The sequence below is a fragment of the Streptococcus suis YS56 genome, assembly GCF_000440115.1.
GTDB lineage: Bacteria > Bacillota > Bacilli > Lactobacillales > Streptococcaceae > Streptococcus > Streptococcus suis_L.
Genome location: NZ_ALMY01000038.1, coordinates 1 through 21,446, shown reverse-complemented (window position 1 = coordinate 21,446; position 21,446 = coordinate 1). Strand labels below are relative to the sequence as shown.

24 protein-coding genes are annotated in these 21,446 nt (G+C 41.7%); 6 read left to right on the top strand and 18 right to left on the bottom strand.

Annotation, left to right across the window (positions count from 1 at the left end; genetic code table 11):
- Positions 1 to 112: 112 nt before the first annotated feature.
- From SST62_RS0105065 to udk, 3 genes are all read right to left on the bottom strand, one after another.
- Positions 113 to 382: a DUF1294 domain-containing protein gene (locus SST62_RS0105065; protein ID WP_002940218.1), complete on the bottom strand. Its 270-nt coding sequence runs from the start codon at positions 380 to 382 to the stop codon at positions 113 to 115.
- An 87-nt stretch (positions 383 to 469) separates the two neighbouring features.
- Positions 470 to 1,009 carry a PadR family transcriptional regulator gene (locus SST62_RS0105060; protein WP_024400271.1) on the bottom strand — a complete coding sequence of 180 codons (540 nt, stop codon included), beginning with the start codon at positions 1,007 to 1,009 and terminating at the stop codon, positions 470 to 472.
- A 1-nt stretch (position 1,010) separates the two neighbouring features.
- Positions 1,011 to 1,640: a uridine kinase gene (gene udk / locus SST62_RS0105055; protein ID WP_002936217.1), complete on the bottom strand. Its 630-nt coding sequence runs from the start codon at positions 1,638 to 1,640 to the stop codon at positions 1,011 to 1,013.
- A gap of 82 nt (positions 1,641 to 1,722) precedes the next feature.
- Here udk and SST62_RS0105050 point away from each other — a divergent pair, with 82 nt between their 5' ends.
- Entirely contained in the window at positions 1,723 to 2,709 is a 987-nt protein-coding gene (locus tag SST62_RS0105050; RefSeq protein WP_029186542.1) for a Gfo/Idh/MocA family protein, read from the top strand.
- Positions 2,699 to 3,781 (top strand): DEAD/DEAH box helicase, encoded by a 1,083-nt coding sequence (locus SST62_RS0105045; protein ID WP_029186541.1) that lies wholly within the window; start codon positions 2,699 to 2,701, stop codon positions 3,779 to 3,781. The genes SST62_RS0105050 and SST62_RS0105045 overlap by 11 nt, the downstream gene beginning before the upstream one ends.
- Positions 3,782 to 3,847: 66 nt before the next feature.
- Here SST62_RS0105045 and SST62_RS0105040 read toward each other — a convergent pair whose 3' ends face one another.
- The 3 genes from SST62_RS0105040 to SST62_RS0105030 form a co-directional block, all read right to left on the bottom strand.
- Positions 3,848 to 5,245: a polysaccharide deacetylase family protein gene (locus tag SST62_RS0105040; RefSeq protein WP_029186540.1), complete on the bottom strand. Its 1,398-nt coding sequence runs from the start codon at positions 5,243 to 5,245 to the stop codon at positions 3,848 to 3,850.
- 344 nt (positions 5,246 to 5,589) lie between these two features.
- Positions 5,590 to 5,973, bottom strand: a complete 384-nt coding sequence (locus tag SST62_RS0105035; RefSeq protein ID WP_029186539.1) for a VOC family protein — start codon at positions 5,971 to 5,973, stop codon at positions 5,590 to 5,592.
- Between the two features lie 105 nt (positions 5,974 to 6,078).
- A complete protein-coding gene (locus SST62_RS0105030) occupies positions 6,079 to 6,771 on the bottom strand; it encodes a phosphoglycerate mutase (protein WP_029186538.1) in 693 nt (230 codons plus the stop codon).
- Positions 6,772 to 6,996: 225 nt separating this feature from the next.
- Between SST62_RS0105030 and SST62_RS0105025 the strand changes: the two genes are divergently transcribed.
- From SST62_RS0105025 to SST62_RS0105015, 3 genes are all read left to right on the top strand, one after another.
- Positions 6,997 to 8,181: an acetyl-CoA C-acetyltransferase gene (locus tag SST62_RS0105025; protein WP_029186537.1), complete on the top strand. Its 1,185-nt coding sequence runs from the start codon at positions 6,997 to 6,999 to the stop codon at positions 8,179 to 8,181.
- Between the two features lie 28 nt (positions 8,182 to 8,209).
- Entirely contained in the window at positions 8,210 to 9,364 is a 1,155-nt protein-coding gene (locus SST62_RS0105020) for a hydroxymethylglutaryl-CoA synthase (RefSeq protein WP_029186536.1), read from the top strand.
- A 61-nt stretch (positions 9,365 to 9,425) separates the two neighbouring features.
- Positions 9,426 to 10,712 carry a hydroxymethylglutaryl-CoA reductase, degradative gene (locus tag SST62_RS0105015; RefSeq protein ID WP_029186535.1) on the top strand — a complete coding sequence of 429 codons (1,287 nt, stop codon included), beginning with the start codon at positions 9,426 to 9,428 and terminating at the stop codon, positions 10,710 to 10,712.
- 254 nt (positions 10,713 to 10,966) lie between these two features.
- Here the strand turns inward: SST62_RS0105015 and SST62_RS0105010 are convergent, their stop codons facing one another.
- From SST62_RS0105010 to xseA, 11 genes are all read right to left on the bottom strand, one after another.
- Positions 10,967 to 11,434 (bottom strand): GNAT family N-acetyltransferase, encoded by a 468-nt coding sequence (locus SST62_RS0105010; RefSeq protein WP_024394994.1) that lies wholly within the window; start codon positions 11,432 to 11,434, stop codon positions 10,967 to 10,969.
- 449 nt (positions 11,435 to 11,883) lie between these two features.
- Complete coding sequence (locus SST62_RS0105005) at positions 11,884 to 12,159, bottom strand: HU family DNA-binding protein (protein WP_002936247.1); 276 nt, start codon at positions 12,157 to 12,159, stop codon at positions 11,884 to 11,886.
- Between the two features lie 89 nt (positions 12,160 to 12,248).
- Complete coding sequence (locus SST62_RS0105000; protein WP_029186533.1) at positions 12,249 to 12,845, bottom strand: YpmS family protein; 597 nt, start codon at positions 12,843 to 12,845, stop codon at positions 12,249 to 12,251.
- Entirely contained in the window at positions 12,817 to 13,650 is an 834-nt protein-coding gene (locus tag SST62_RS0104995; protein WP_029186532.1) for an SGNH/GDSL hydrolase family protein, read from the bottom strand. The genes SST62_RS0105000 and SST62_RS0104995 overlap by 29 nt, the downstream gene beginning before the upstream one ends.
- Positions 13,643 to 14,476, bottom strand: coding sequence for a DegV family protein (locus SST62_RS0104990; protein WP_029186531.1), 834 nt, complete (start codon positions 14,474 to 14,476; stop codon positions 13,643 to 13,645). Before SST62_RS0104990 ends, SST62_RS0104995 begins: the two co-directional genes overlap by 8 nt.
- A 93-nt stretch (positions 14,477 to 14,569) precedes the next feature.
- On the bottom strand, positions 14,570 to 16,231 hold the full coding sequence (gene recN / locus SST62_RS0104985; RefSeq protein ID WP_029186530.1) for a DNA repair protein RecN: 1,662 nt from the start codon (positions 16,229 to 16,231) through the stop codon (positions 14,570 to 14,572).
- Between the two features lie 2 nt (positions 16,232 to 16,233).
- The gene (locus tag SST62_RS0104980) at positions 16,234 to 16,659 is read right to left on the bottom strand and encodes an arginine repressor (RefSeq protein WP_029179922.1); all 426 of its coding nucleotides are present in this window, start codon (positions 16,657 to 16,659) and stop codon (positions 16,234 to 16,236) included.
- Entirely contained in the window at positions 16,652 to 17,473 is an 822-nt protein-coding gene (locus SST62_RS0104975; RefSeq protein WP_029186529.1) for a TlyA family RNA methyltransferase, read from the bottom strand. The genes SST62_RS0104980 and SST62_RS0104975 overlap by 8 nt, the downstream gene beginning before the upstream one ends.
- A complete protein-coding gene (locus SST62_RS0104970) occupies positions 17,466 to 18,335 on the bottom strand; it encodes a polyprenyl synthetase family protein (protein WP_029186528.1) in 870 nt (289 codons plus the stop codon). Before SST62_RS0104970 ends, SST62_RS0104975 begins: the two co-directional genes overlap by 8 nt.
- The gene (locus tag SST62_RS0104965) at positions 18,335 to 18,550 is read right to left on the bottom strand and encodes an exodeoxyribonuclease VII small subunit (RefSeq protein ID WP_029186527.1); all 216 of its coding nucleotides are present in this window, start codon (positions 18,548 to 18,550) and stop codon (positions 18,335 to 18,337) included. The genes SST62_RS0104970 and SST62_RS0104965 overlap by 1 nt, the downstream gene beginning before the upstream one ends.
- Entirely contained in the window at positions 18,525 to 19,868 is a 1,344-nt protein-coding gene (xseA, locus tag SST62_RS0104960) for an exodeoxyribonuclease VII large subunit (RefSeq protein ID WP_029186526.1), read from the bottom strand. Before xseA ends, SST62_RS0104965 begins: the two co-directional genes overlap by 26 nt.
- Before the next feature lie 165 nt (positions 19,869 to 20,033).
- Here xseA and SST62_RS0104955 point away from each other — a divergent pair, with 165 nt between their 5' ends.
- Positions 20,034 to 20,942, top strand: a complete 909-nt coding sequence (locus tag SST62_RS0104955; protein ID WP_029186525.1) for a neutral zinc metallopeptidase — start codon at positions 20,034 to 20,036, stop codon at positions 20,940 to 20,942.
- 75 nt (positions 20,943 to 21,017) lie between these two features.
- On the opposite strand, the gene SST62_RS0104950 is transcribed toward SST62_RS0104955, so the two are convergent.
- Positions 21,018 to 21,416 carry a hypothetical protein gene (locus tag SST62_RS0104950; RefSeq protein ID WP_029186524.1) on the bottom strand — a complete coding sequence of 133 codons (399 nt, stop codon included), beginning with the start codon at positions 21,414 to 21,416 and terminating at the stop codon, positions 21,018 to 21,020.
- Positions 21,417 to 21,446: the final 30 nt, after the last annotated feature.

Sequence of the window (21,446 nt, the reverse complement as noted above, 5' to 3'; positions counted from 1 at the left end):
AAAAAAAAAAGCAGTCTGTCAAGGGATTATACAATTAATATACAAATATCCGGTTCTTTCATCGTTTTCAGCCGATTTTTCCTATTTTCAGCAAAAAGAAAAAGGCTTGCGCCTATTTCCACATCCAGTACATAATCACTGCATCAATCAATACCCCTATAGCCCAGGCTAGTTGAAAATACTTTTTCTGTGTCTTATGCCGAAAATGGGTTCCACCTGCCCAGGCACCCAGCCCGCCACCAAAATAGGACATGAGTAATAAGGTCTTTTCTGAAATCCGATAGGCGTTCTTTCTTGCCTTTCCCTTATCCATACCATAGGTAATGAAGACAACTAAATTCCAAACTACTAGCGCCATACTAACCATCTGTTTGATTGACATACATTCCTCCAATTAAGTCACATTTCTTCTTACTCTAACATAATCCAAAACAGGACACAAGGAAAAACGATTCGGAAATCCGAATCGTTACATTTCTGCCAGTGTATCCTCTAACCATTTGAGCTGAGCACGGTTGCGTTCAATAGCCCGTGTCAAAATCAAATAGTGTCCATAATTGTCTTGGATACTTTCCTTGGTTGAGAACAGCTCAACTTTACGACTGTCTAGGTGTTTTAAGTGCTTGGTGACTAGTTCAATTTGACTCTGCAACAAACCAGGAATCCGTGGGTCATCCTTTTCACGGATAAAAAACATCTTGATTGAAAACAAGTCTTTTTGCTGAGGCGTTTCTTCATTTGGAATGGATAGCCATTCGTCTAAAATCTGACGACCAGTAGCCGTCATCGCATACTGCTTTTCCTTTTCATTTCCAGGTACTGCATGACAAGTAATCAATTCTTCCTTGGTCATACGTTTTAATTCTGGATAGACTTGGCTATGGGCAACCTGCCAAAATTCGCCTAAATCACGTTGAACATAGTCGGTAATCTGTTTGCCAGTTACCATCTGACCGCTAGCACCCATAATCCCTAATATGATATGAGGTAATATTCTTTGCTTCGGCATCTTAACCACGCTCTCTTAATATACTCTCCACCTTGGTGTTAATCAAGTCGATGGCTACAACGTTGCTGACGCCTTCAGGAATGACGATATCTGCATAGCGCTTGGTTGGCTCGATAAACTGGTGATACATTGGTTTCACCACCGAGGTGTACTGCTCAATGATACTATCTAAGCTACGGCCACGCTCTTCCATGTCTCTCTTAATGCGGCGAATGATACGAATATCGTCATCAGTATCGACGAATATCTTAATATCCATTAAATCCCGCAACCGTTTGTCTTCCAATACTAAAATACCTTCCACAATAAATACATCTTGTGGTTCCTGACGATAGGTCTTCTCTGAACGTGTGTGCTGAGTGTAATCATAAATCGGAATATCCACTGAACGTCCTGCTAATAGCTCACTGATATGGTAAATCATCAAATCCGTATCAAAAGCCAGTGGATGGTCATAATTGGTCAGTATCCGTTCTTCAAAGGTCAGGTGGGACTGATTCTTATAATAAGAATCGTGTTCAATCATAGATATACGAGCATTTGGGAAATTATCCAGAATGGCACGTGACACACTTGTCTTGCCACCCCCAGATCCGCCGGTTACGCCAATAATAATGGGTTTCTGAGTCATCATCATCTCCTTCTATTTTCAATACTATTTTACCATGAAACATGGTATAATGAAAAGGATAACACAAAAGAAATGAGAATTTATGCTTAATTTTGGTATTGTTGGCACCTCAGACATCTCTCATCGTTTTATAGAGGCGGCCCATTTAAGTGGACATTATCAGCTACAGGCTGTTTTCTCCCGTAAACTAGAAACTGCTGCTGCCTTTTCAGAGCAGTATGAAGGAGTCGATTTATACACAGAATGGGTAAAATTTCTTTCTGCTCCCATTGATGTTGTCTATATTGCCAGTCCAAATGCCCTGCACTTTGAACAGGCAAAAGCTGTTCTAGCTGCTGGTAAACATGCTATTGTTGAGAAATCCATGGTTTCTACACCTCAGGAATTAGAACAATTGCGTCGCGTTGCCCAAGAAAATAATGTTTTCCTCTTTGAGGCTGCTCGAAACTATCACGAACAGGCTCAAACCATTATCCGTGAATTTTTGACGGATAAAACGATTTTGGGTGGTTCATTTGGGTATGCCAAGTATTCTTCTAAGATGCCTGAATTGTTGGCTGGGCAAATACCAAATATCTTTTCAACTGATTTTTCCGGTGGTGCTCTCATGGATCTAGGTGTCTATACGCTCTACGCCGCTATCGGCATTTTGGGAACTCCCAGAACGGCCCGCTATGTAGCGCAACAGCTACCTTCTAGTATTGACTTAAATGGTTCGGGACAACTCATTTATGACAACTATATCGTCCACATTCAGGCAGGAAAAAATATTACGAGCAATCTAGCAAGCGAAATCTATACAAATGATGGAACACTAACACTCAACGCATGTCAGCATATCAGCTCTGCTATTTTCACAAAACATGACGGAGAGCAAATTGTTTTACCAATCCAAGCGGCCCAGCACCCTATGCTCGAAGAAGCGCTAGAAATTGCACAGGCAATCAAGCAACAAAACCGCGAGCTTGTGGACCAGTGGTTGGCTGTGGCAGAAAGCGTCCATCAAACACTTTACACCATGCGTCAAGACGCAGGAATAATCTTTAAGGCGGATAACAATGAAATCTAAATTTCCCTCCAGCTGGACGGACCAGCTTACCCTACTTGGCTTTGAGGACTTTACTCCTATCCAAGTCCAGGCCTTTGAGCCTATTGCAAACGGCAAGTCCCTTCTAGCTATCAGCCCAACAGGCACAGGAAAAACCCTTGCCTACCTCTGGCCTAGCCTATTAGCCCTAACTCCTAAAAAAGCCCAACAATTGCTCATCCTCGCACCAAATACAGAGCTGGCTGGCCAAATATTTGAGGTTTGTAAGACTTGGTCGGAGACGATTGGGTTGACTGCTCAACTATTCTTGTCTGGTTCCAGTCAAAAACGCCAGATTGAGCGACTAAAAAAAGGACCAGAAATCCTGATTGGAACTCCTGGTCGTATTTTCGAGTTGATTAAATTGAAAAAAATCAAGATGATGAATATTAACACCATCATCCTAGATGAATTTGATCAGCTATTCTCCGATTCTCAATATCAGTTTGTCGAAAAGATTATCAACTACGTACCTCGTGACCACCAGTTAATCTACATGAGTGCAACAGCTAAATTTGACCGTCAAAAAATTGCTGAAGACATTGAAAGCATTGATTTATCTGAGCAGAAATTGGATAATATCCAGCATTGCTATATGATGGTAGATAAGCGTGAACGTTTGGAAACTCTACGTAAGTTTGCCAATATCCCTGATTTTCGTGCTCTTGCATTTTTTAACAGCCTATCAGACCTTGGTGCAAGCGAAGATAAACTACTCTATAATGGAGTGAATGCAGTTTCATTGGCTTCTGATGTCAACGTAAAATTCCGCAAGGTCATCATCGAACGTTTCAAAAATCACGAACTCAATCTTCTACTTGCTACAGATATGGTCGCACGTGGTATCGATATTGACAACTTAGAATGTGTCCTCAACTTTGAAGTTCCTTTTGACCAAGAAGCCTACACTCATCGTTCTGGACGTACTGGACGCATGGGCAAGGAGGGACTTGTCATTACCCTAGTATCTAGTCCTAGCGAATTAAAACAATTAAAAAAGTATGCCTCCGTCCAAGAAGTCATTCTCAAGAATCAAGAGCTCTACAAAATATAATGAACAATATACAAAAGGCTTAGAACCAGTGTTTCTACTAACGTGATTCTAAGCCTTTTATCATTCTTACCGGGCTGGACCAGATAATTCTTGTGAATAATAGATTAATTGAGGATTGAGAGGACTGGCGAGTAAGTCTGTTACAGTAACCATATTGTAGCCCTCACCTGTTAAGTATTGCAATACAGACTCGAGGCTATCAACTGTTGACTGATGAATATCATGCATTAGGACAATACTTCCTGGACAAGTCTGTTCTTTTATTTCTTTCAAAATGGCTTGGGGATTGCGACTCTTCCAATCTTTAGAATCGACCGACCAATAAATCGATGGAAGTCCCATCTGATTGACAACAGCCTGGTTAACCGAACCATACGGAGGGCGAACCATTGTTGGTACAATACCTGTAGCTTCAGCAATAGCTGCCTGTGTATCTTGAATTTCTCTCTGTACTTGCTCCCCAGAAATAGTGACTAGATTAGGATGATTCCACGTATGGTTGGCGATGACGTGCCCTTCCGCTACCATTCTACGGAGAATAGCTTCATTCCCAGCTACAGCCTTACCAACAACAAAGAAAGTTGCTTTGGCATTATATTTTTTCAGTAAATCTAAAACTACCGGTGTTGTGTTCGGATTTGGTCCATCATCAAAGGTTAGAGCTACCTGTCTCAAATGTTTCTTATCCACAACTTGTGCAGCCATATACTCATCATAGCCAACCTTATCAGCATCTACTAGGTAATCACTCTTCACTACTGGGTACAAATCTGAAATTGGTAGAACCAACTGGTTGATGCCGTAACCATCTGGTAATTGTAAGGTTAATTGGCTGTCTCCATAACTAAAGGAGATAGCATTTAAGTCTATTGTTTCAAACTTTTTGACAATCGCTTCTACATCAGTCTCTTCCATTCCTTGAGCAAGTAAGGCGTCTCTTAGATGATCAACAATAATACTTGCTGCAGAGGATAAATTAGGTAATAAATCTTCCAGGGTAAACAATTCATTGTCCTGCGTCAACAACACACGCTCAGACGGAAGTTTATCCTGCTTTTTAATTTGCAAGTTGTCTACTTTATAGTGCTCCGCTTGAATTTCACGAGCTGTTACATTTTTAAAATTAGTTTTTCCCTCTATTGACGAAACAAAGACCAGTTTTTGAATTTTTCCTGTCGGTTTTTTATGACCAAAGCGTCTTTGAACATAAGAAATCATTCGACTTTCTACAGGTCCTAAGACTTGACCTGCATCATCTGTAGGTAAGGCAGCCACAACATGGGTCGTATCAATATTTCCCTCTTGAATTTTGCCCTTGCCTTTAGCGAGGATGGTTTGTTGTTTTTCCTCGATAAACTGACTAACTTGTCTTTCTTGAAGTCCTGCAAATAACCATAAAGCCAAACTTACCATTATGCCGAGCAAGGCGATGTTGATTCCCAACCAAAAACTAACTTTTTTCATCTCCAACCTCCCATTCAAAACATATATAAACTATGCTAAATCATTTAAAGGCTCTTGTCAAGACAGTTCTATAAAAACTCATAAAAAGATTAGGTAATACTCTTCGAAAATCAAAATTATCCGTTGTCAAGAGCCTTGATGAGTGAAAAGCTCCAGTGGAGGTTTTCAGCCTGTTACCTTGAAATAAGAAAGTAACAGAGTTCTATCTTCGGCTTCGTTTCCTAGGCTACTTTTGATTTTCATTGAGTATAAATAATTGATTTGCTTCCTACATTCCCTCCCTTCTGCCATTTTCTGATTTTTTTCTGAAAAGGAAAAGACTGCCTAGGCAATCTTTTCTAACATTAATCTGCACGAATGACTTCCACACGATAGCCATCTGGATCTGTCACAAAATAATAACGACCTGGACTTCCTGGCAAGCCCTTGATGTCTGTCGTTGGATAGCCCAATTCTTTATGTTTCACATTGTCCCCTTCTAAATCATCCGAAGAAAGAGCTAGATGCGAGAAGCCATCCCCTACGATATAGGGACCATGATCATAATTGTAGGTCAATTCAATCTCAAAGTCATCCCCTTCAAGTGCTAAGTAAACCAAGGTAAACTTGTGCTCTGGATAGTCCTTGCGACGGGTTTCCTTAAATCCAAATGCTTCTTCATAAAATTTTTGAGATGCTTCTAAGTTCTCAACACGCAAACATGCATGTAGCATTTTTTTACTTGCCATAATAAACTCCTCCTACCTTTTAATACCACCAGTATACCATACTCTCTATGAAAAATCCGATATTCAAAACTAAAAAAGCCTGAGCGAACTCAGGCCTTAAATGAATTATGCTTCCAAGTAGTACTCTTTCACAATGTTCAAGTTTTCATCCAATTCGAATACAAGTGGTGGGAAGTTTGGAATTTCCACATCCATGATTTCGTCATCAGACAATTGTTTGATGTGTTTTACAAGGGCACGGATTGAGTTACCGTGTGCACCTACGAATACGTTTTTACCGTCTTTCAATGCTGGAGCAATTTTATCTTCCCAGAATGGAAGGGCACGCTCAAGCGTTACTTTCAAGTTTTCTGCATCTGGAATAACTGAATCATCAAGGTGTGCATAGCGACGGTCAGTGTGTGCTGAATACTCATGATCTTTAGCCATTTCTGGTGGCAAAGTATCATAAGAACGACGCCAGATGTGAACTTGCTCATCACCAAATTCAGCAGCTGCTTCAGCTTTGTTCAAGCCAGTCAAACCACCGTAGTGACGTTCGTTCAAACGCCATGATTTTTCAACTGGTACCCACAATTGATCAGATGCTTCAAGAGCCAAGTTTGTAGTCTTGATAGCACGTTTCAAAACTGATGTGAAAGCAAGGTCAAATTCGATACCTGCTTCTTTGATCAATTTACCTGCATCAATCGCTTGTTGTGTACCTTTTTCAGACAAATCAACATCAGCCCAACCAGTGAAAAGGTTAGCTTTGTTCCATTCAGACTCACCGTGGCGAGCAAAAACCAATTTTACCATTATTTGGATTCTCCTTTTCTTTTGAGGTTCCCCTCTTATACTTCTCTATTTTACACGAAAAGGTAAAAAAATGCCAGCCTTTCCACAATCTGTGTACGCTTTCATTACTCTTTCATGTAAATTCAGTCTCTAGACCTATCTTTCTTCTTAGAAAAAAGACAAAATAATGGTATAATAGTAAGGCTGAACACGACAGTTCAAAACGATACCACTATAGGAGTTATCATGAAAAAAGTAGCTATCGTGTCTGCCTATCGTTCTGCCATCGGCAGTTTCGGAGGTAGTCTGAAAGATATTGAAATCGCTGATTTAGGGGCGCAAGTCCTCGAAACAGCCTTAGCTAATAAAAACATCCCTGCAGACAGCGTTGATGAAGTTATCTTCGGAAATGTTCTCTCAGCAGGACAAGGACAAAATATTGCACGTCAAATTGCTATTCGTGCAGGCATTCCTCAGACAGCCTCTGCCTATGCAGTCAATAAAGTCTGTGGTTCTGGTCTCAAATCAGTCCTTCTTGCCACACAATCAATCCTTCTCGGTGACAATGATGTAGTTGTGGCTGGAGGCATTGAAATCATGAGCCAGGCACCTTATCTATCCAAAACTAGCCGGTTTGGTAGTAAATTAGGGCATATTAGTCTGGAAGATTCCATGTTAACAGATGGTTTGACAGATGCCTTCAACGACTATCACATGGGCATTACTGCAGAAAATGTTGCTGAACGCTATCAAGTCAGTCGCGCAGAGCAAGATGCTTTTGCATACAGTAGCCAAGAGAAGGCTGCAAAAGCTATTGCTGAGGGAAGATTTGTTGACGAAATTGTTCCTATTAGACTAAAAAATCGGAAAGGCGAAACTATTTTTGCCACAGATGAGTATCCTCGTCTAACGCCAATTGAAAAATTGGCAACACTCCGTCCAGCTTTCAAAAAAGATGGATCCGTCACCGCAGCCAATGCTTCTGGCATCAACGACGGCTGTGCTGTCTTGGTACTCATGTCTGATGAAAAAGCCAGTGAGCTAAATATCCAGCCACTCGCCTATATTGAGGCCTATGCAACAAGCGGTTTAGAGCCTGCCTATATGGGGTTAGGTCCTATAACAGCTAGTCAAAAAGCCCTTGAAAAAATCGGCAAATCCGTCGAAGGTATTGACTTATTTGAACTCAACGAAGCCTTCGCAGCCCAATCAATTCCAGTTGTCAAACAACTCGGCATTAATCCTGCAAAAGTCAATGTCAATGGTGGTGCTATCGCCCTTGGACATCCAATCGGAGCTAGTGGTAGTCGAATCCTAGTCACTCTGATTCACGAATTAATCAAGCAAGAAAAAGAGCTTGGTCTTTGCTCACTTTGTATCGGAGGCGGTCAAGGCATCTCCCTAATCGTTTCCAATGCGCAAACAAGTTAACCTATCATTTGTACACAAAGGATATATTATGAACATCGGTATTGATAAAATCGGATTTGCGGCGCCCGATTATGTTTTAGATTTGGCTGATTTAGCCCAAGCCCGCAATGTGGACCCAAATAAATTTAAGATTGGTCTTCTTCAGTCTGAAATGGCTGTAGCTCCTATCACTCAAGATATTATCAGTCTTGGTGCAAAGGCTGCCGAAGCCATTCTGACAGAAGAAGATAAACAAACCATTGACATGGTTATTGTCGGTACAGAATCTAGCGTAGATCAAAGTAAGGCTGCTGCCGTCACCATTCATGGATTACTCGGTATTCAGCCCTTCGCTCGCTCCATCGAGATGAAGGAGGCCTGTTACGGTGCAACGGCTGGACTAAGCCTTGCCAAAAGCCATATCGCTCAATTCCCAGAATCAAAAGTCCTAGTCATTGCTAGTGATATTGCAAAGTATGGAGTCGCTTCTGGCGGTGAACCTACCCAAGGTGCTGGTGCAGTTACCATGTTAGTAACCGCAAACCCACGAATTTTGGTCCTCAACAATGATAATGTCTGCCAGACACGTGACATCTACGACTTCTGGCGTCCCAACTACGACAAATATCCACGTGTTGATGGTAAATTTTCAACTGAACAGTACACCGATTGCTTGACGACAACTTTCGACTACTATCAACAAAAAACAGGCAAAACCCTCAACGATTTTGCTGCCATGTGCTTACATATTCCTTTCTCCAAACAAGGGCTTAAAGGATTGCAGGCTATCACTCAGGACGCAGAAACATTGGAACGTTTGACAGAGCGTTTCCAAGAAGCAATCGTCTATAATAAAGTCGTCGGAAACATCTACACTGGCTCTATCTTCCTCTCTCTTCTTTCCCTTTTGGAAAATAGCAGAGCGTTAGAGACAGGGGATCAAATCCTCTTTTATAGCTATGGTAGCGGCGCTGTCTGTGAAATTTTCAGCGGTCAACTCGTTGAAGGTTATCGCGACCACTTACAAGAAAATCGTTTAGAACAACTCAATCAGCGTACAAAACTCAGCGTTAAGGAATACGAACAAGTCTTCTTTGAAGAAATTACCCTTGATGAAACTGGTTCATCCCTTAACCTACCAGAAGACCAAACTCCCTTTGCCCTTATCAAAGTGGACAATCACAAACGTATCTATCGTAAATAGAAGCCAAAACGGCGCCCTTTGGCTCTCACCAAGGGGCGCTTTCCTATAGAAAGAGGAAACTATGTCAACTTTTTCCGGATTTTATAAAAAATCACGCCAAGAGCGCATTGATATTCTCCGTCAGAATCGTTCCCTATCAGAAGATAGCTTAGACATTCTATACAAAGACAAAAACCTGCCAGAAGCAATTGCGGGAAAGATGGCAGAAAATCATCTAGGAACGTTTTCCTTACCTTTTTCTGTACTTCCAGAACTTCTAGTGGATGGACAAACTTATTCTGTACCGATGGTTACTGAAGAACCTTCTGTGGTTGCAGCTGCGTCTTTCGGAGCCAAAATCATCGCTAAATCTGGCGGTTTTACAACGACTATTCACAACCGTATCATGATTGGACAAGTTGCTCTCTACGATATTTCGGACCATAGCAGAGCGACACAGGCGATTCTTGACCAGAAGGAGAGTATTTTAGAAACTGCCAATCAAGCACACCCTTCTATTGTTAAACGAGGGGGCGGTGCAAGAGAATTGACTGTTGAGAGTAAGGATGAGTTTTTGATTGTCTATCTTCAAGTTGATGTACAAGAAGCCATGGGAGCCAATATCCTCAATAACATGTTAGAAGCTATTAAGGATGACTTAGAAGAGCTCAGCAAGGGACAAGTTTTGATGGGAATCCTCTCCAACTATGCAACGGAGTCACTGGTCACCGCCCAATGCCATATTGCCATCTCTAGTCTGGCTACCAGCTCTGCCATTGCTCAAGAAACTGCTCAAAAAATAGCCCTGGCAAGCAAACTGGCGCAAGTGGACCCTTATCGTGCTGCGACACATAACAAAGGGATTTTTAATGGTATAGATGCTGTCGTTATCGCTACAGGAAATGACTGGCGGGCAGTCGAAGCCGGGGCCCATGCTTATGCCAGCCGGGATGGGCAATACAAAGGGCTTTCTACTTGGTCCATTGATAGCGAGCACTTGGTCGGCTCCATCACCCTACCTCTTCCGATTGCCTCCGTCGGTGGCTCTATCGGGCTCAATCCAAAGGTAGCAGTCGCTTTTGACCTTCTCCAACAACCAAAGGCACGCCAATTAGCTTCTATCATCGCTTCTGTCGGTCTCTGTCAGAACTTTGCTGCCCTGCGCGCTCTTGTTACTTCAGGGATTCAGGCTGGTCACATGAAGCTCCACGTAAAATCCCTAGCGCTACTTGCTGGTGCCGAGGAGCATGAAGTAGACCAACTAGCCCAACTCCTGCGGAAAGAAAAGCACAGCAACCTAGAAACTGCTCAAAACTTATTAGCAAAAATGAGAGAACATTGGGAGTGGGAAAGAACACGACCAAAATAAAAAGAGTTCGTCAACAATTTTTCGTTTTAAGTTGTTGAGCTGAAACAGTCTATCCCCAGACTGTTTCACTCCCACCCCCGCATAGCTCCAAAGGTTCGGGGAACCTTTGGAGGTTGGAGATGAAGCGAACTTTGTTCGCAACAGTCGTAATGGTCAGATTTGGAGTGCAAAACACGAACAAATCTGCCAATCAACCACTGCGCTGAGATGTTGACACGAACTCTGAGTAGTGGTCCTGGGCTTTTTGCCCAGCCTCACTCTATTATTTGCTCCATACGGAACTTTTGTGGTTTCATTCCTTGGCGTTCATAAAAACGGACAGCTCCTGCATTGTCAGCCCATACATCCAAGGTAAGATTATGGCACCCCTGCTCCTTAGCATAGGAAAGAGCAAATTCATAAAGCTGCTCGCCAATTCTTTGACCACGCGCAGAATTGGCTACACACAAATCATCAATAAACAAGGTTTTAACTGGTTCTAAAACATCGCCTGTTGCGGTAGATAATTCACAAAAAAGATGCCCAACCACTTGTCCCTCTAACTCAAAGACAAAAATAGGCTTATCTGGATTTTCCAAAAGTGCTACTAATTCAGCCTCAGAAAATTTTTGACCTGCGCTTTTAAAAATATCTGGTCGTGCTTGGTGATGCACCTGTAAAATATCTTGAAGCAATTCATTTAATATCGGAATGTCAGATTGTCTAGCTTTACGGATTGTCATAATACTCTCCTTTTGAGTTTTTATTATTATAGCACATATTCATTTTTTAACAAAATAGGTCTACAGACCGATGAAGAATCTGAAAATTCGAGTATACTATAGGTGTATCCTAAAATTTTTCATAAATCTCCTAAAAAATCAGCTGGCCAAGGCTGGTTTTTTGTTGTCTTAAAACGAGAATGTGTAGGGTAGAAAATTACTAATACTCTTCGAAAATCAAAATTATCCATTGTCAACTTGCCTTGATGAACTCCGGTTCTATCTTCGGCTTCGTTTCCTAGGCTACTTTTGATTTTCATTGAGTATAAAGTTTTGCCCCTTTTTTGCCGCTTAAACAAGAAAAAAGCCTACTGCACGACGTAGAAACGTTGATACACTAGGCTTTTTGATGCTTAGCCTCGCTCTTTTGTTTTTAAGCGAGGGATAAAACAGTCTATCCCCAGACTGTTTTATTTTACCGCATCCTTAAGAGCTTTACCAGCTTTGAATGCTGGAACTTTTGATGCTGCGATTTTGATTTCTGCACCTGTTTGAGGGTTGCGACCTGTACGTGCTGAACGCTCACGAACTTCAAAGTTACCGAAACCGATCAATTGTACTTTTTCACCAGCTGCAAGGTAGTCTGCTACTGCTCCGAATACTGCATCAACAGCTGCTGCTGAGTCTTTTTTAGTCAATGAAGTTGCTTCTGCAACTTTTGCAATCAAATCTTGTTTATTAGCCATTTGCTAAGTCCTCCAATAATTTTCTGAGTTATTACTCACTTCTATATAGTACCGAATTTTAGGCGTTTGGTCAAGTTTTTAATGCTATTTTACTGTCTTTTTCTGTAGATATCAACAATGAATTGGTCGTTGTACAAATCAATCGTATTCGCCTTTCCATACAGACCAAATTTGTTCTTCAGTTCTGTCAGTTGAACCTGTACTTGCGCTTGTTCGGAGTCTATTTTTACAAAGGCAGGGAGTTTATAATTTTTTTGTAAATAAGCTAATACCTCTGCTTTCGGCAGGGATAAACTTCCAACTGATATTTCTGTTATCCGTAACAAAATACTGCCATCTTCCATTTTGCTAGGTTGAAAATAAATGTAGAGTGGGATAGTCACACCAAAAACCTGATAGCTGCCTTCAAAAACTACTTGTTGACTCGTTATGAATAATTGATAGGAAAACTCTTCCGTCTGATACTCTTTTAGATAGTTAGTGATGGTTTGGTTGAGCTGTTCCCTATTAGTGGAGAAGGTCCCAACCTTGGTATCTTCTCCACTAGTCTGAACGAGCTTTGTTAAATCCTCTCTATCTGTTTGAATCCGTGTATAGAGGACTATTCCGCAACCAATCAATAAAGCCAACTGGGCTAAAAATAGCCATTTCCAAATATTAAGGTTCCCAGCTTTCCGTGGTCTCATTCATTCTCTCCAATATCGCTTTTTTCATAATCTCATATCCAGTATTATTGGGATGGAAACTGTCTTCCTCATACAGTAAATTATTGGTAACTTGGCTACCATTCTGACTAATACCAGCCTCCCCTTCCAATCCTTTATAGAGCAAATCATTGATCGGAACAAAGTAGACATCTTGATATTTTTCAGTTATCTGTTCTGTCATCGTATTCCAATTATCAACAATTGTCTGCATTTCTGTCAATTCAGGAAAATTGAGGTAGAGTGGATTGTAAATCCCGACAACATAGATGGGAAGATTTGGATTATTCTTACGCGCTGTCTTAATAATCGTATCCAATCGTTTTCCGTAATCTTTTGCGGGCTTATCAAAAGTTGAAACTTTGAGATTGGCAATGTTTTTAATAATAGCCTTGCGCAAATCATTGCCACCAACTGTCAGAGTTAACAGATCTGCTGTTTTTAAGTAGCTTATCAGCTCTCCATCTTCCTTCATTCGCTTAAGAATCTGATTACTGGTATTCCCAGAAACTCCGAAATTTTTATAATCTACTTCATAACCATAATCGTTAGTTAGAGATTGAGCCAACAAGGGAACAAAGCCCCCCTGTCCAGTTGTATCTCCAACACCTTCTGTCAAAGAATCACCAAGTGCCACATATCGAAAACTGATTTTTTCTGATACGGTAAGCTCTTGTCTGGAGATGCGAGATGAGGCAACAGGAATGAGTTGATGAAATAGAAAAATCGACCCTAGAATTGCCAGAAAAAAGAAAACAAAGCCTTTAATCAACCTCCTGTTATTCATAACGAATCAAAATAGCCCAGGCATCCTCACCAGTATGAGTTTGAATGATGGAACCTGTCTCTAAAACAGAAATTTCTTTTGAGACGTACTCTTGTAATTGACTCTTCATTTCGTTTGCAAAATCAGCCGTTCCTGAATAGGAAATACCAATCTCGACTACTTTTTTATCTGCTAGAGTTGCCGTGAACTCTTCCAGCCATTTTTTAAAGGTCTTATTGCCTCGTCCCTTGACAATCGGAGTCAGCTGATGGTCTTTCATTTCCATGATGACACGGATATTGAGTAGGCTACTCAGCATCCCTTGAACACGTCCAATACGACCACCCTTGACTAGATTTTCTAGGGTTGATACACCGATGTATAATTCCGTTTTTTCTTTGACTGTTTCAATAGCTGCAAGGATTTCTTCTTTGCTGGCACCAGCTTGTGCCATGCGTGCTGCTTCTACAACTTGGAATTTTTCAGCCTGATCTGTAAAGCTTGAATCGAGTATTGTCACATCAGCACCAGAAAGGGTTGCTCCTTGTCTAGCAGCTTCTACTGTCCCTGATAAGGCATGCGACAAGAGAATGGCAATAATCTGACTGCCATCTTTAGCCAAATCAGCAAAAGTTTCCGCAAAGAGTCCTACTGGGGGCTGGCTTGTTTTTGGCAAGTTTTTCGACCCACGCATGAGCTCTAAGAATTCTCCTTCTTTTAAATCGTTGTCAGAGTATACGACTCCGTCAACCATTACAGATAATGGAACAACTGTTATATTCAATGCTTCGACCAAACTGGGTTCGATAGTCGTACTTGAATCCGTAACAATCTTAATCTTTGACATATTTCATCCTACAATTCTCTTCAATTTTGCCATCTATTATAACAAATTTTAACTAAAAAATAAACTTTGGACATAAGCAAAAAGGCTAGTCGCCTAACCTTTTTCTACTAATTCTTTTGCTTGATTACGGGCTGCATCTGTGATTTTGTCACCGGCTAACATCTTGGCAATTTCCTCAATACGCTCTTCTTTGGTCAAGAGACGGACACGAGAAACAGTCGAATGTTCGTCGGATATTTTCTCAATAAAGAACTGATAATCTGCAATAGCAATGACTTGTGGTAGATGAGAAATCGCCAATACTTGACCATATTGTCCGATTTTATAAATTTTCTGGGCAATTGCCTGGGCCACACGTCCAGACACCCCTGTATCCACCTCATCAAAGACAATAGAAGTCTTGCCTTCCTTACGGGCAAAGGCTGACTTAATGGCCAACATCAAGCGAGACAATTCTCCTCCAGAAGCCACCTTAACCAGAGGCTTGAAGTCTTCACCTGGGTTGGTAGAGATGTAAAATTCTACCGTTTCATTTCCTTCTCGATTAAATTTTCCTTTGGTAAATCGAACTTGGAAACGAGCTTTCTCCATATACAAGTCTTGCAATTCTTGGCGGATAATATCTTCTAAAACAACTGCCAATTCATGGCGTGATTGGCTAAGTTGACCTGCTCGCTCAACCAATTCTTTCTCTAAGTTCTTAAGCTGAACTTCCAAATCATCTCCAGATAAATCATTCCCTGTCAATAGATTGTATTCTTCACTGATTTTACTAAGATAATCCAAAACATCATCTACAGTTCCACCATATTTCTTCGTAATGGTATTGAGCAAATCCAGGCGACTTTCCAATTGCAAGAGACGATTGCCATCAAAGTCTAGATTGTCCACCACATCACTGAGTCGCTTGGTCACATCTTCAACGATATAATAAGCTTCTGTCAGGCTAGAAGAGAGCTGTTTGTAGTCTGGATCAAATTCTTCCAGACTTTGCAAGTCACTCATAGCTGAGCGTAGGTTGTTCAAGCTTGAAAAATCTTCATTGTCTAACAGTGCATAGGCATTGGTCAGTGTATCTGCAATTTGTTTGTGGTTGAGCAGTTTATCGCGTTCCTGATTGAGTTGAATATCTTCGCCAGACTTCAAATCTGCTGCTTCGATTTCAGCAATTTGGTATTCCAACATCTCAATCCGCGCCTTGTGTTCTTGCTCGTTTTTTTGCTTTTCAAGAACTCGTTTGCGAAGACTACGATAGGCATCAAAGGTTGTCTGATAACGGTCTTTAAGACTCCAAAACTCATCTTCTCCGAAACTGTCCAAAAGACGGATATGGTGCTGGGATTTCATCAATTCTTCCTGGTCATGTTGACCATGAATATCTACTAAATATTGCCCAATCTGTTTCAAGACAGATAAATTGACCATTTGTCCATTGACACGGCTAACCGAACGGCCATTTTGTAGGATTTCACGACGGATAATGAGTTCGTCAGCTACTTCAATCCCCTGTTCAAGTAAAATCTGCTCAAGAGCTCTGCTATTTTCAAAGGAAAAAAGCCCTTCAATCTCAGCCTTGGCAGCCCCATGTCTGATAACATCTGTCGTCGCACGCGCCCCTAGCATCAGATTCATGGCATCAATGATAATGGATTTACCTGCACCTGTTTCACCAGATAGAATGGTCATGCCTTTTTCAAAATTGAGGGAGACCTGCTCAATAATAGCGAAGTTTTTGATAGATACTTCTAATAACATGGCTACCACCCTCTAACCGTCTGTTCGATTTGCGAAATAATACCTTCGTTTGTAACAATGAGCAGAATACTGTCATCATCAGCAATCACTGAAAAAACATGTTCTTGAAATTGTTCCAAAATCTGGCGTTTGACCACAGCAGAACTTCCGGGTACCAGACGGAGATTAATCATTTTATCCATCACTGAGACTTCAAAAACATTCTGCGATTTTACCTTAACAAGACCTGCCTTTGGTAAACCGTAAATATATCCTTTATCTGCTGACGGAACCTTAATAATGCCAAGTTCCTTGATATCACGTGAAACCGTTGCTTGTGTAGCATGAACACCCATAGTTTCTAAGCGTTCAACAATTTCTTCCTGTGTATCAATAGGAAATCGGACTACCAAATCTTTAATGACTTCTAATCGTTCTCGTTTATTCATCCTTTTTAAATTCCTCATGTGCTTGATAGACTGTAGTTGTTATGATCTCTTTATCAATCTGGTTTGGTTGAGTTGATTTCTCTAAGTGCGCTAAAAATTCGATATTGCCATGACCGCCTTGAACAGGGGAAAAGCTAAGGGCTTTGACTGAGAAGCCTGTTTCCACGGCCATTTTTGTCACTTCTTCCAATACTTTTAAGTGAACGGATTTATCCTTGACAATGCCATTTTTCCCAATCTGCTCCCGTCCAGCCTCGAATTGGGGTTTGACCAGGGCCACGACTTGACCACCATCTGCCAAAATGCTATGCAGGGCAGGCAAAATCAGACTCAAGGAGATAAAGCTGACATCAATAGACGCAAAACTTGGTTGACCCACTTCAAAATCAGCTAACTCAGCATAGCGGAAATTGTACTGTTCCATGCTGATGACACGCTCGTCCTGACGCAATTTCCAAGCGAGTTGATTGGTCCCTACATCCACAGCATAGACCTGCTTGGCACCAGCCTGCAACATAACATCCGTAAATCCGCCTGTCGAAGCTCCAATATCAATCGTTGTTTGTCCCTCAACCGATAATTGGAAAACCTGCAAGGCCTTCTCCAATTTGAGACCACCACGGCTGACATACTTGAGTTTTTCCCCCTTGAGCTTGAGTTCAATTCCCTCGTCAATCTTCTCGCCTGGTTTGTCGTAGCGTTCCCCATTGATCACCGACACAACCAGTCCAGCCATGACGCCACGTTTGGCCTGCTCACGCGTCTCGAAAAGCCCCTGTTTGTAAGCTAATACATCTACTCTTTCCTTAGCCATTGATTCGTAAACTTTCTATGATTTCTTTGATTTTTTCTGTTGAAAATGGGACTTGTTTAGCCACTTGATCTAGCTCGCTAATTGCTTGATTCAAGCTATCTTCTAGAAATACTTTTGAGGCCTCCAAGCCCATCAGAGCAGGGTAGGTAGACTTCTCAGCCACTACATCTTTTTGGGGAGTTTTTCCGATTTCCTCAAAAGTAGCTGTCACATCCAAAATATCATCCCGAACTTGAAAGGCTAGACCAACTAATTGACCCGCTCGTCGCAAATGGTTGATTACCGCGTCCGATTGTCCAGCAATTAAACCTGCTGCTACAAAGGGAAAGGTCAATAATTTCCCTGTCTTATTGGCATGAATGGCTTGTAATTGCTCTAAGGTCAGAGACTGGCCTTCACCAGCCATATCTAGGACCTGCCCAGCAACCATTCCAAAAGTACCAGATGCCTGGGAAAGTTCCTTCACGAGAGCAAGGATGGTCTCAGCTGGTAAATCAACTTGGGCTAGGAAACCAAATGGATCTAGAAAGAGACTGTCCCCTGCTAAAATAGCTGTTGCTTCATCGTAAACCTTGTGGTTGGTCAAGCGACCACGACGGTAATCATCATTATCCATAGCAGGCAGGTCATCGTGAATCAAACTTCCCGTATGGATCAACTCGACACAGGCTGCCACTTGGTAATGAGCTTGTTTTAATTCCATTCCAAAGGACTCTAAGATGGTCAATAAAAGCAAGGAACGAATTCGTTTCCCACCAGCCTGTAGCGAATAAAGAACCGATTGGTTGAGGCGTTCTGCTACCTGAGGTTGGTAAAAGTCTGCCATAGCTTCCTCAAGTCGCTGCAATTTACTGGCTACCATTAGTTCATCTCCGCTTCACTGCCATCCGCTTGCATGACCTTGACCAAGGTCTTTTCAGCTTCTGCTAGTGTCTTTTGTAGGTCTTTCGATAGGACCATTCCCTTTTGAAACTCAGCAAGTGCTTCTTCCAGAGCCACATCGCCTCGCTCCAATTTGGTTACGATTCCTTCTAATTCAGCTAAGTTTTCTTCAAATGTTTTCGTCTTTTTGGACATGTTTTACCTCCACATCTAGTTGACCATCCTTCATCTGGATGGTTAGGTTTTCACCCATTTGTACATTTTCTACACTATCAATCACCCGACCATCTTGACGAATCATGGCATAGCCACGGGCCACAATGCGACTAGTATCCAGCATGGTCAAGGCCTCAATCAGCTTGTCTGCCTTGGCCATCTTATTATCATAGATATTGGCCATGTTGCTCTTCAAGAGTCGCTCCTGCTGGATGATTCTCTCTTGGAAACTATCTACTTTACGACCTGGATGCACACCTTGTAATCGTTGCTGTAGTAGGAGACTAGCCTGTTTCTGCTGACTATAGAGTTCTTTCATCCGTGTCTGCAATTGATTAGTCAAGCGGTCTAATTTTTGTAAATAGCCATCATACAAGCGTTCAGGCTGGCGGAACATGACCGACTGGCTAATTTTTTCAAGCTGACCTCTCAGGAATTTCAAACGATTGGTCATGGCCTGATAGGCTCTATTTTCCTGCTGATTGAGGTAGCCCAGTAAGTCTGCCTTGGTCACAGGTGTTGCTAATTCTGCGGCAGCTGTTGGGGTAGCCGCTCGTCTATCTGCCACAAAATCAGCCAAGGTCGTATCGGTTTCATGACCTACGCTGGAAATGATAGGAATTCGGGATTCAAAAATAGCCCGAACCACTATTTCTTCATTGAAAGCCCACAGGTCTTCGATAGAACCACCACCACGACCAACAATCAGAACATCCAAGTCATCCCGTTCATTGGCTCTTTGAATATTGGCAACAACCTCCTGAGCAGCACCATCTCCTTGCACCTTGGTCGGATAGAGAACAATCTCTACCCCTGGAAAACGTCGGCTAACGGTTGTAATAATATCCTGAATAACAGCTCCACTCGGACTGGTAATTACACCAATTTTCTTAGTAAACCGTGGCAACTCCTGTTTGAATTCCTGCTTAAATAAGCCTTCCTGGGTCAGAGCTTGTTTGAGTTGTTCAAACTTGATAGCCAAGGCTCCAATCCCATCTGGCTCTGCTTTTTCAATGACAATGGAATAGGATCCACTTGGTTCGTATAGCTGCACACGACCAACCGCATTGATTTTCATTCCCTCTTCAAGCTCAAAGCCCAGATTTTTATAGACGCCTGCCCACATGGTCGCTTGAATGACCGCCTTATCATCCTTGAGCGAAAAATATTGATGGCTAGGACGCTTACGGAAATTGGACACTTGCCCAGTCAAATAGACCCTCTCCAAATACGGATCGCGGTCAAATTTTAATTTTAAATACTTGGTTAGATGGCTAACCGATAAATATTCAACCATGTCCACTCCTTCTGTCTGTATCCCTACTATTATACCAAATTTTGCACTTTTATACAGAACTGGACGTCACATTTCTGGTAGCTTTCCAGTGTTTTTTTCTGCATTTTGCTATATAATAGTTTGTGAGAAAATAGGGATTTTAATAGCAATTCCAAGGAGTTTTATATGAAAATTGATGATTTACGAAAAAGTTCTAATATTGAGGACCGCAGGGGACAATCCAGTTCTAACTCATCTTTCTCGTCTGGTTCATCTGGCGGAAATGTCCTATTGGGACTACTCTTTTCACGACTTGGTTGGAAAGGAAAACTACTTGTTCTTGTCCTTTTATTAGCCTTCGGAGGCATGTCCAACCTTGGCGGGCTGCTTTCCCCATCAACAGGGACTAATCCTTACCAATCGAGTCAAGTCACAACGACTGGTACAGATGTGTCTGATGCAGATGCTGAATTTATGAGTAAGGTTTTAGGATCGACAGAAGATTTTTGGGCCCAAGAATTTAAAGCCAATGGTTTAACCTACAATGCACCGACTATGGTTTTCTATACTAACCAGACCCAAACCGGATGTGGAGTTGGTTCCGCCCAAGCCGGTCCATTCTATTGCTCTGCTGACCGCAAGATTTATATTGATACTTCTTTCTATCAAGAATTATCTAGCAAATATAAGGCTGCTGGTGACTTTGCCATGGCTTATGTCATCGCTCATGAAGTTGGTCACCATGTTCAAAATGAATTAGAAGTTCTTGGGGCTTACCATCAAAAACGGGCTCAACTATCCGATAAGGAAGGCAATGCGCTAAATGTTCGTTTAGAATTGCAAGCTGACTATTATGCAGGAGCCTGGGCCAAATATGTTGATGGACAAGGCATCTTGGATGCTGGTGATATTGACGAAGCTATGAATGCTGCCCATGCAGTTGGTGACGATACTCTTCAACAGGAAGCCTACGGCCGTACTGTTCCAGACAGTTTTACCCACGGTACTTCTGAGCAAAGGAAAAAATGGTTTAATCTCGGTTATACCTATGGTGACCTTGCTCACGCCGATACATTCTCCGTAGAGAACCCTTAACCTCTACGCTATCAATAAAAGCTCCTGTAAAATTGCAGGAGCATTTATCAATACAGTCCGAGATTGACTGCCAATCTATTTTTTACGTCCAGTTAATTCTTTGGTACGATGTTGTTTTTTATGCTCTTTGTGTGAGTGACGGTTCTTTTTCGAACGATCTTTTTTTCGTTCTTTGCGTTCTTTCTCTTTCTTCTCTTTAGGAACCTTCTCTGTTCGTGGCGCCACTACTTCTAATCCCGCAGCAGAAGCAATTTGATCACCATAAATATAGTGAGTATACTTATTGAAATTCTTTATCACTGCGATGAGAGAGAAGGGCTTTTCTGATTGCTTTTCTATTTCTGTCTCTATTTTGTAAGTGACAGTCTGCACATCTCTGCGATAGTCTCGAAAGAAAATTTTGGAGAAACGATTTTCGTCCTTCCATTTATTATAGTCATTTAGTTTTAAAATAGTATTCCAAAGAATACTCAACCGATTGAAATCTCCTCAATAACTCAGCCA

Excerpts from the sequence above, each read along its gene's own strand:
- SST62_RS0105065 (WP_002940218.1), bottom strand. The coding sequence starts at position 382 with ATGTCAATCAAACAGATGGTTAGTATGGCGCTAGTAGTTTGGAATTTA.
- SST62_RS0105060 (WP_024400271.1), bottom strand. The coding sequence starts at position 1,009 with ATGCCGAAGCAAAGAATATTACCTCATATCATATTAGGGATTATGGGT.
- udk (WP_002936217.1), bottom strand. The coding sequence starts at position 1,640 with ATGACTCAGAAACCCATTATTATTGGCGTAACCGGCGGATCTGGGGGT.
- SST62_RS0105050 (WP_029186542.1), top strand. The coding sequence starts at position 1,723 with ATGCTTAATTTTGGTATTGTTGGCACCTCAGACATCTCTCATCGTTTT.
- SST62_RS0105045 (WP_029186541.1), top strand. The coding sequence starts at position 2,699 with ATGAAATCTAAATTTCCCTCCAGCTGGACGGACCAGCTTACCCTACTT.
- SST62_RS0105040 (WP_029186540.1), bottom strand. The coding sequence starts at position 5,245 with ATGAAAAAAGTTAGTTTTTGGTTGGGAATCAACATCGCCTTGCTCGGC.
- SST62_RS0105035 (WP_029186539.1), bottom strand. The coding sequence starts at position 5,973 with ATGGCAAGTAAAAAAATGCTACATGCATGTTTGCGTGTTGAGAACTTA.
- SST62_RS0105030 (WP_029186538.1), bottom strand. The coding sequence starts at position 6,771 with ATGGTAAAATTGGTTTTTGCTCGCCACGGTGAGTCTGAATGGAACAAA.
- SST62_RS0105025 (WP_029186537.1), top strand. The coding sequence starts at position 6,997 with ATGAAAAAAGTAGCTATCGTGTCTGCCTATCGTTCTGCCATCGGCAGT.
- SST62_RS0105020 (WP_029186536.1), top strand. The coding sequence starts at position 8,210 with ATGAACATCGGTATTGATAAAATCGGATTTGCGGCGCCCGATTATGTT.
- SST62_RS0105015 (WP_029186535.1), top strand. The coding sequence starts at position 9,426 with ATGTCAACTTTTTCCGGATTTTATAAAAAATCACGCCAAGAGCGCATT.
- SST62_RS0105010 (WP_024394994.1), bottom strand. The coding sequence starts at position 11,434 with ATGACAATCCGTAAAGCTAGACAATCTGACATTCCGATATTAAATGAA.
- SST62_RS0105005 (WP_002936247.1), bottom strand. The coding sequence starts at position 12,159 with ATGGCTAATAAACAAGATTTGATTGCAAAAGTTGCAGAAGCAACTTCA.
- SST62_RS0105000 (WP_029186533.1), bottom strand. The coding sequence starts at position 12,845 with ATGAGACCACGGAAAGCTGGGAACCTTAATATTTGGAAATGGCTATTT.
- SST62_RS0104995 (WP_029186532.1), bottom strand. The coding sequence starts at position 13,650 with ATGAATAACAGGAGGTTGATTAAAGGCTTTGTTTTCTTTTTTCTGGCA.
- SST62_RS0104990 (WP_029186531.1), bottom strand. The coding sequence starts at position 14,476 with ATGTCAAAGATTAAGATTGTTACGGATTCAAGTACGACTATCGAACCC.
- recN (WP_029186530.1), bottom strand. The coding sequence starts at position 16,231 with ATGTTATTAGAAGTATCTATCAAAAACTTCGCTATTATTGAGCAGGTC.
- SST62_RS0104980 (WP_029179922.1), bottom strand. The coding sequence starts at position 16,659 with ATGAATAAACGAGAACGATTAGAAGTCATTAAAGATTTGGTAGTCCGA.
- SST62_RS0104975 (WP_029186529.1), bottom strand. The coding sequence starts at position 17,473 with ATGGCTAAGGAAAGAGTAGATGTATTAGCTTACAAACAGGGGCTTTTC.
- SST62_RS0104970 (WP_029186528.1), bottom strand. The coding sequence starts at position 18,335 with ATGGTAGCCAGTAAATTGCAGCGACTTGAGGAAGCTATGGCAGACTTT.
- SST62_RS0104965 (WP_029186527.1), bottom strand. The coding sequence starts at position 18,550 with ATGTCCAAAAAGACGAAAACATTTGAAGAAAACTTAGCTGAATTAGAA.
- xseA (WP_029186526.1), bottom strand. The coding sequence starts at position 19,868 with ATGGTTGAATATTTATCGGTTAGCCATCTAACCAAGTATTTAAAATTA.
- SST62_RS0104955 (WP_029186525.1), top strand. The coding sequence starts at position 20,034 with ATGAAAATTGATGATTTACGAAAAAGTTCTAATATTGAGGACCGCAGG.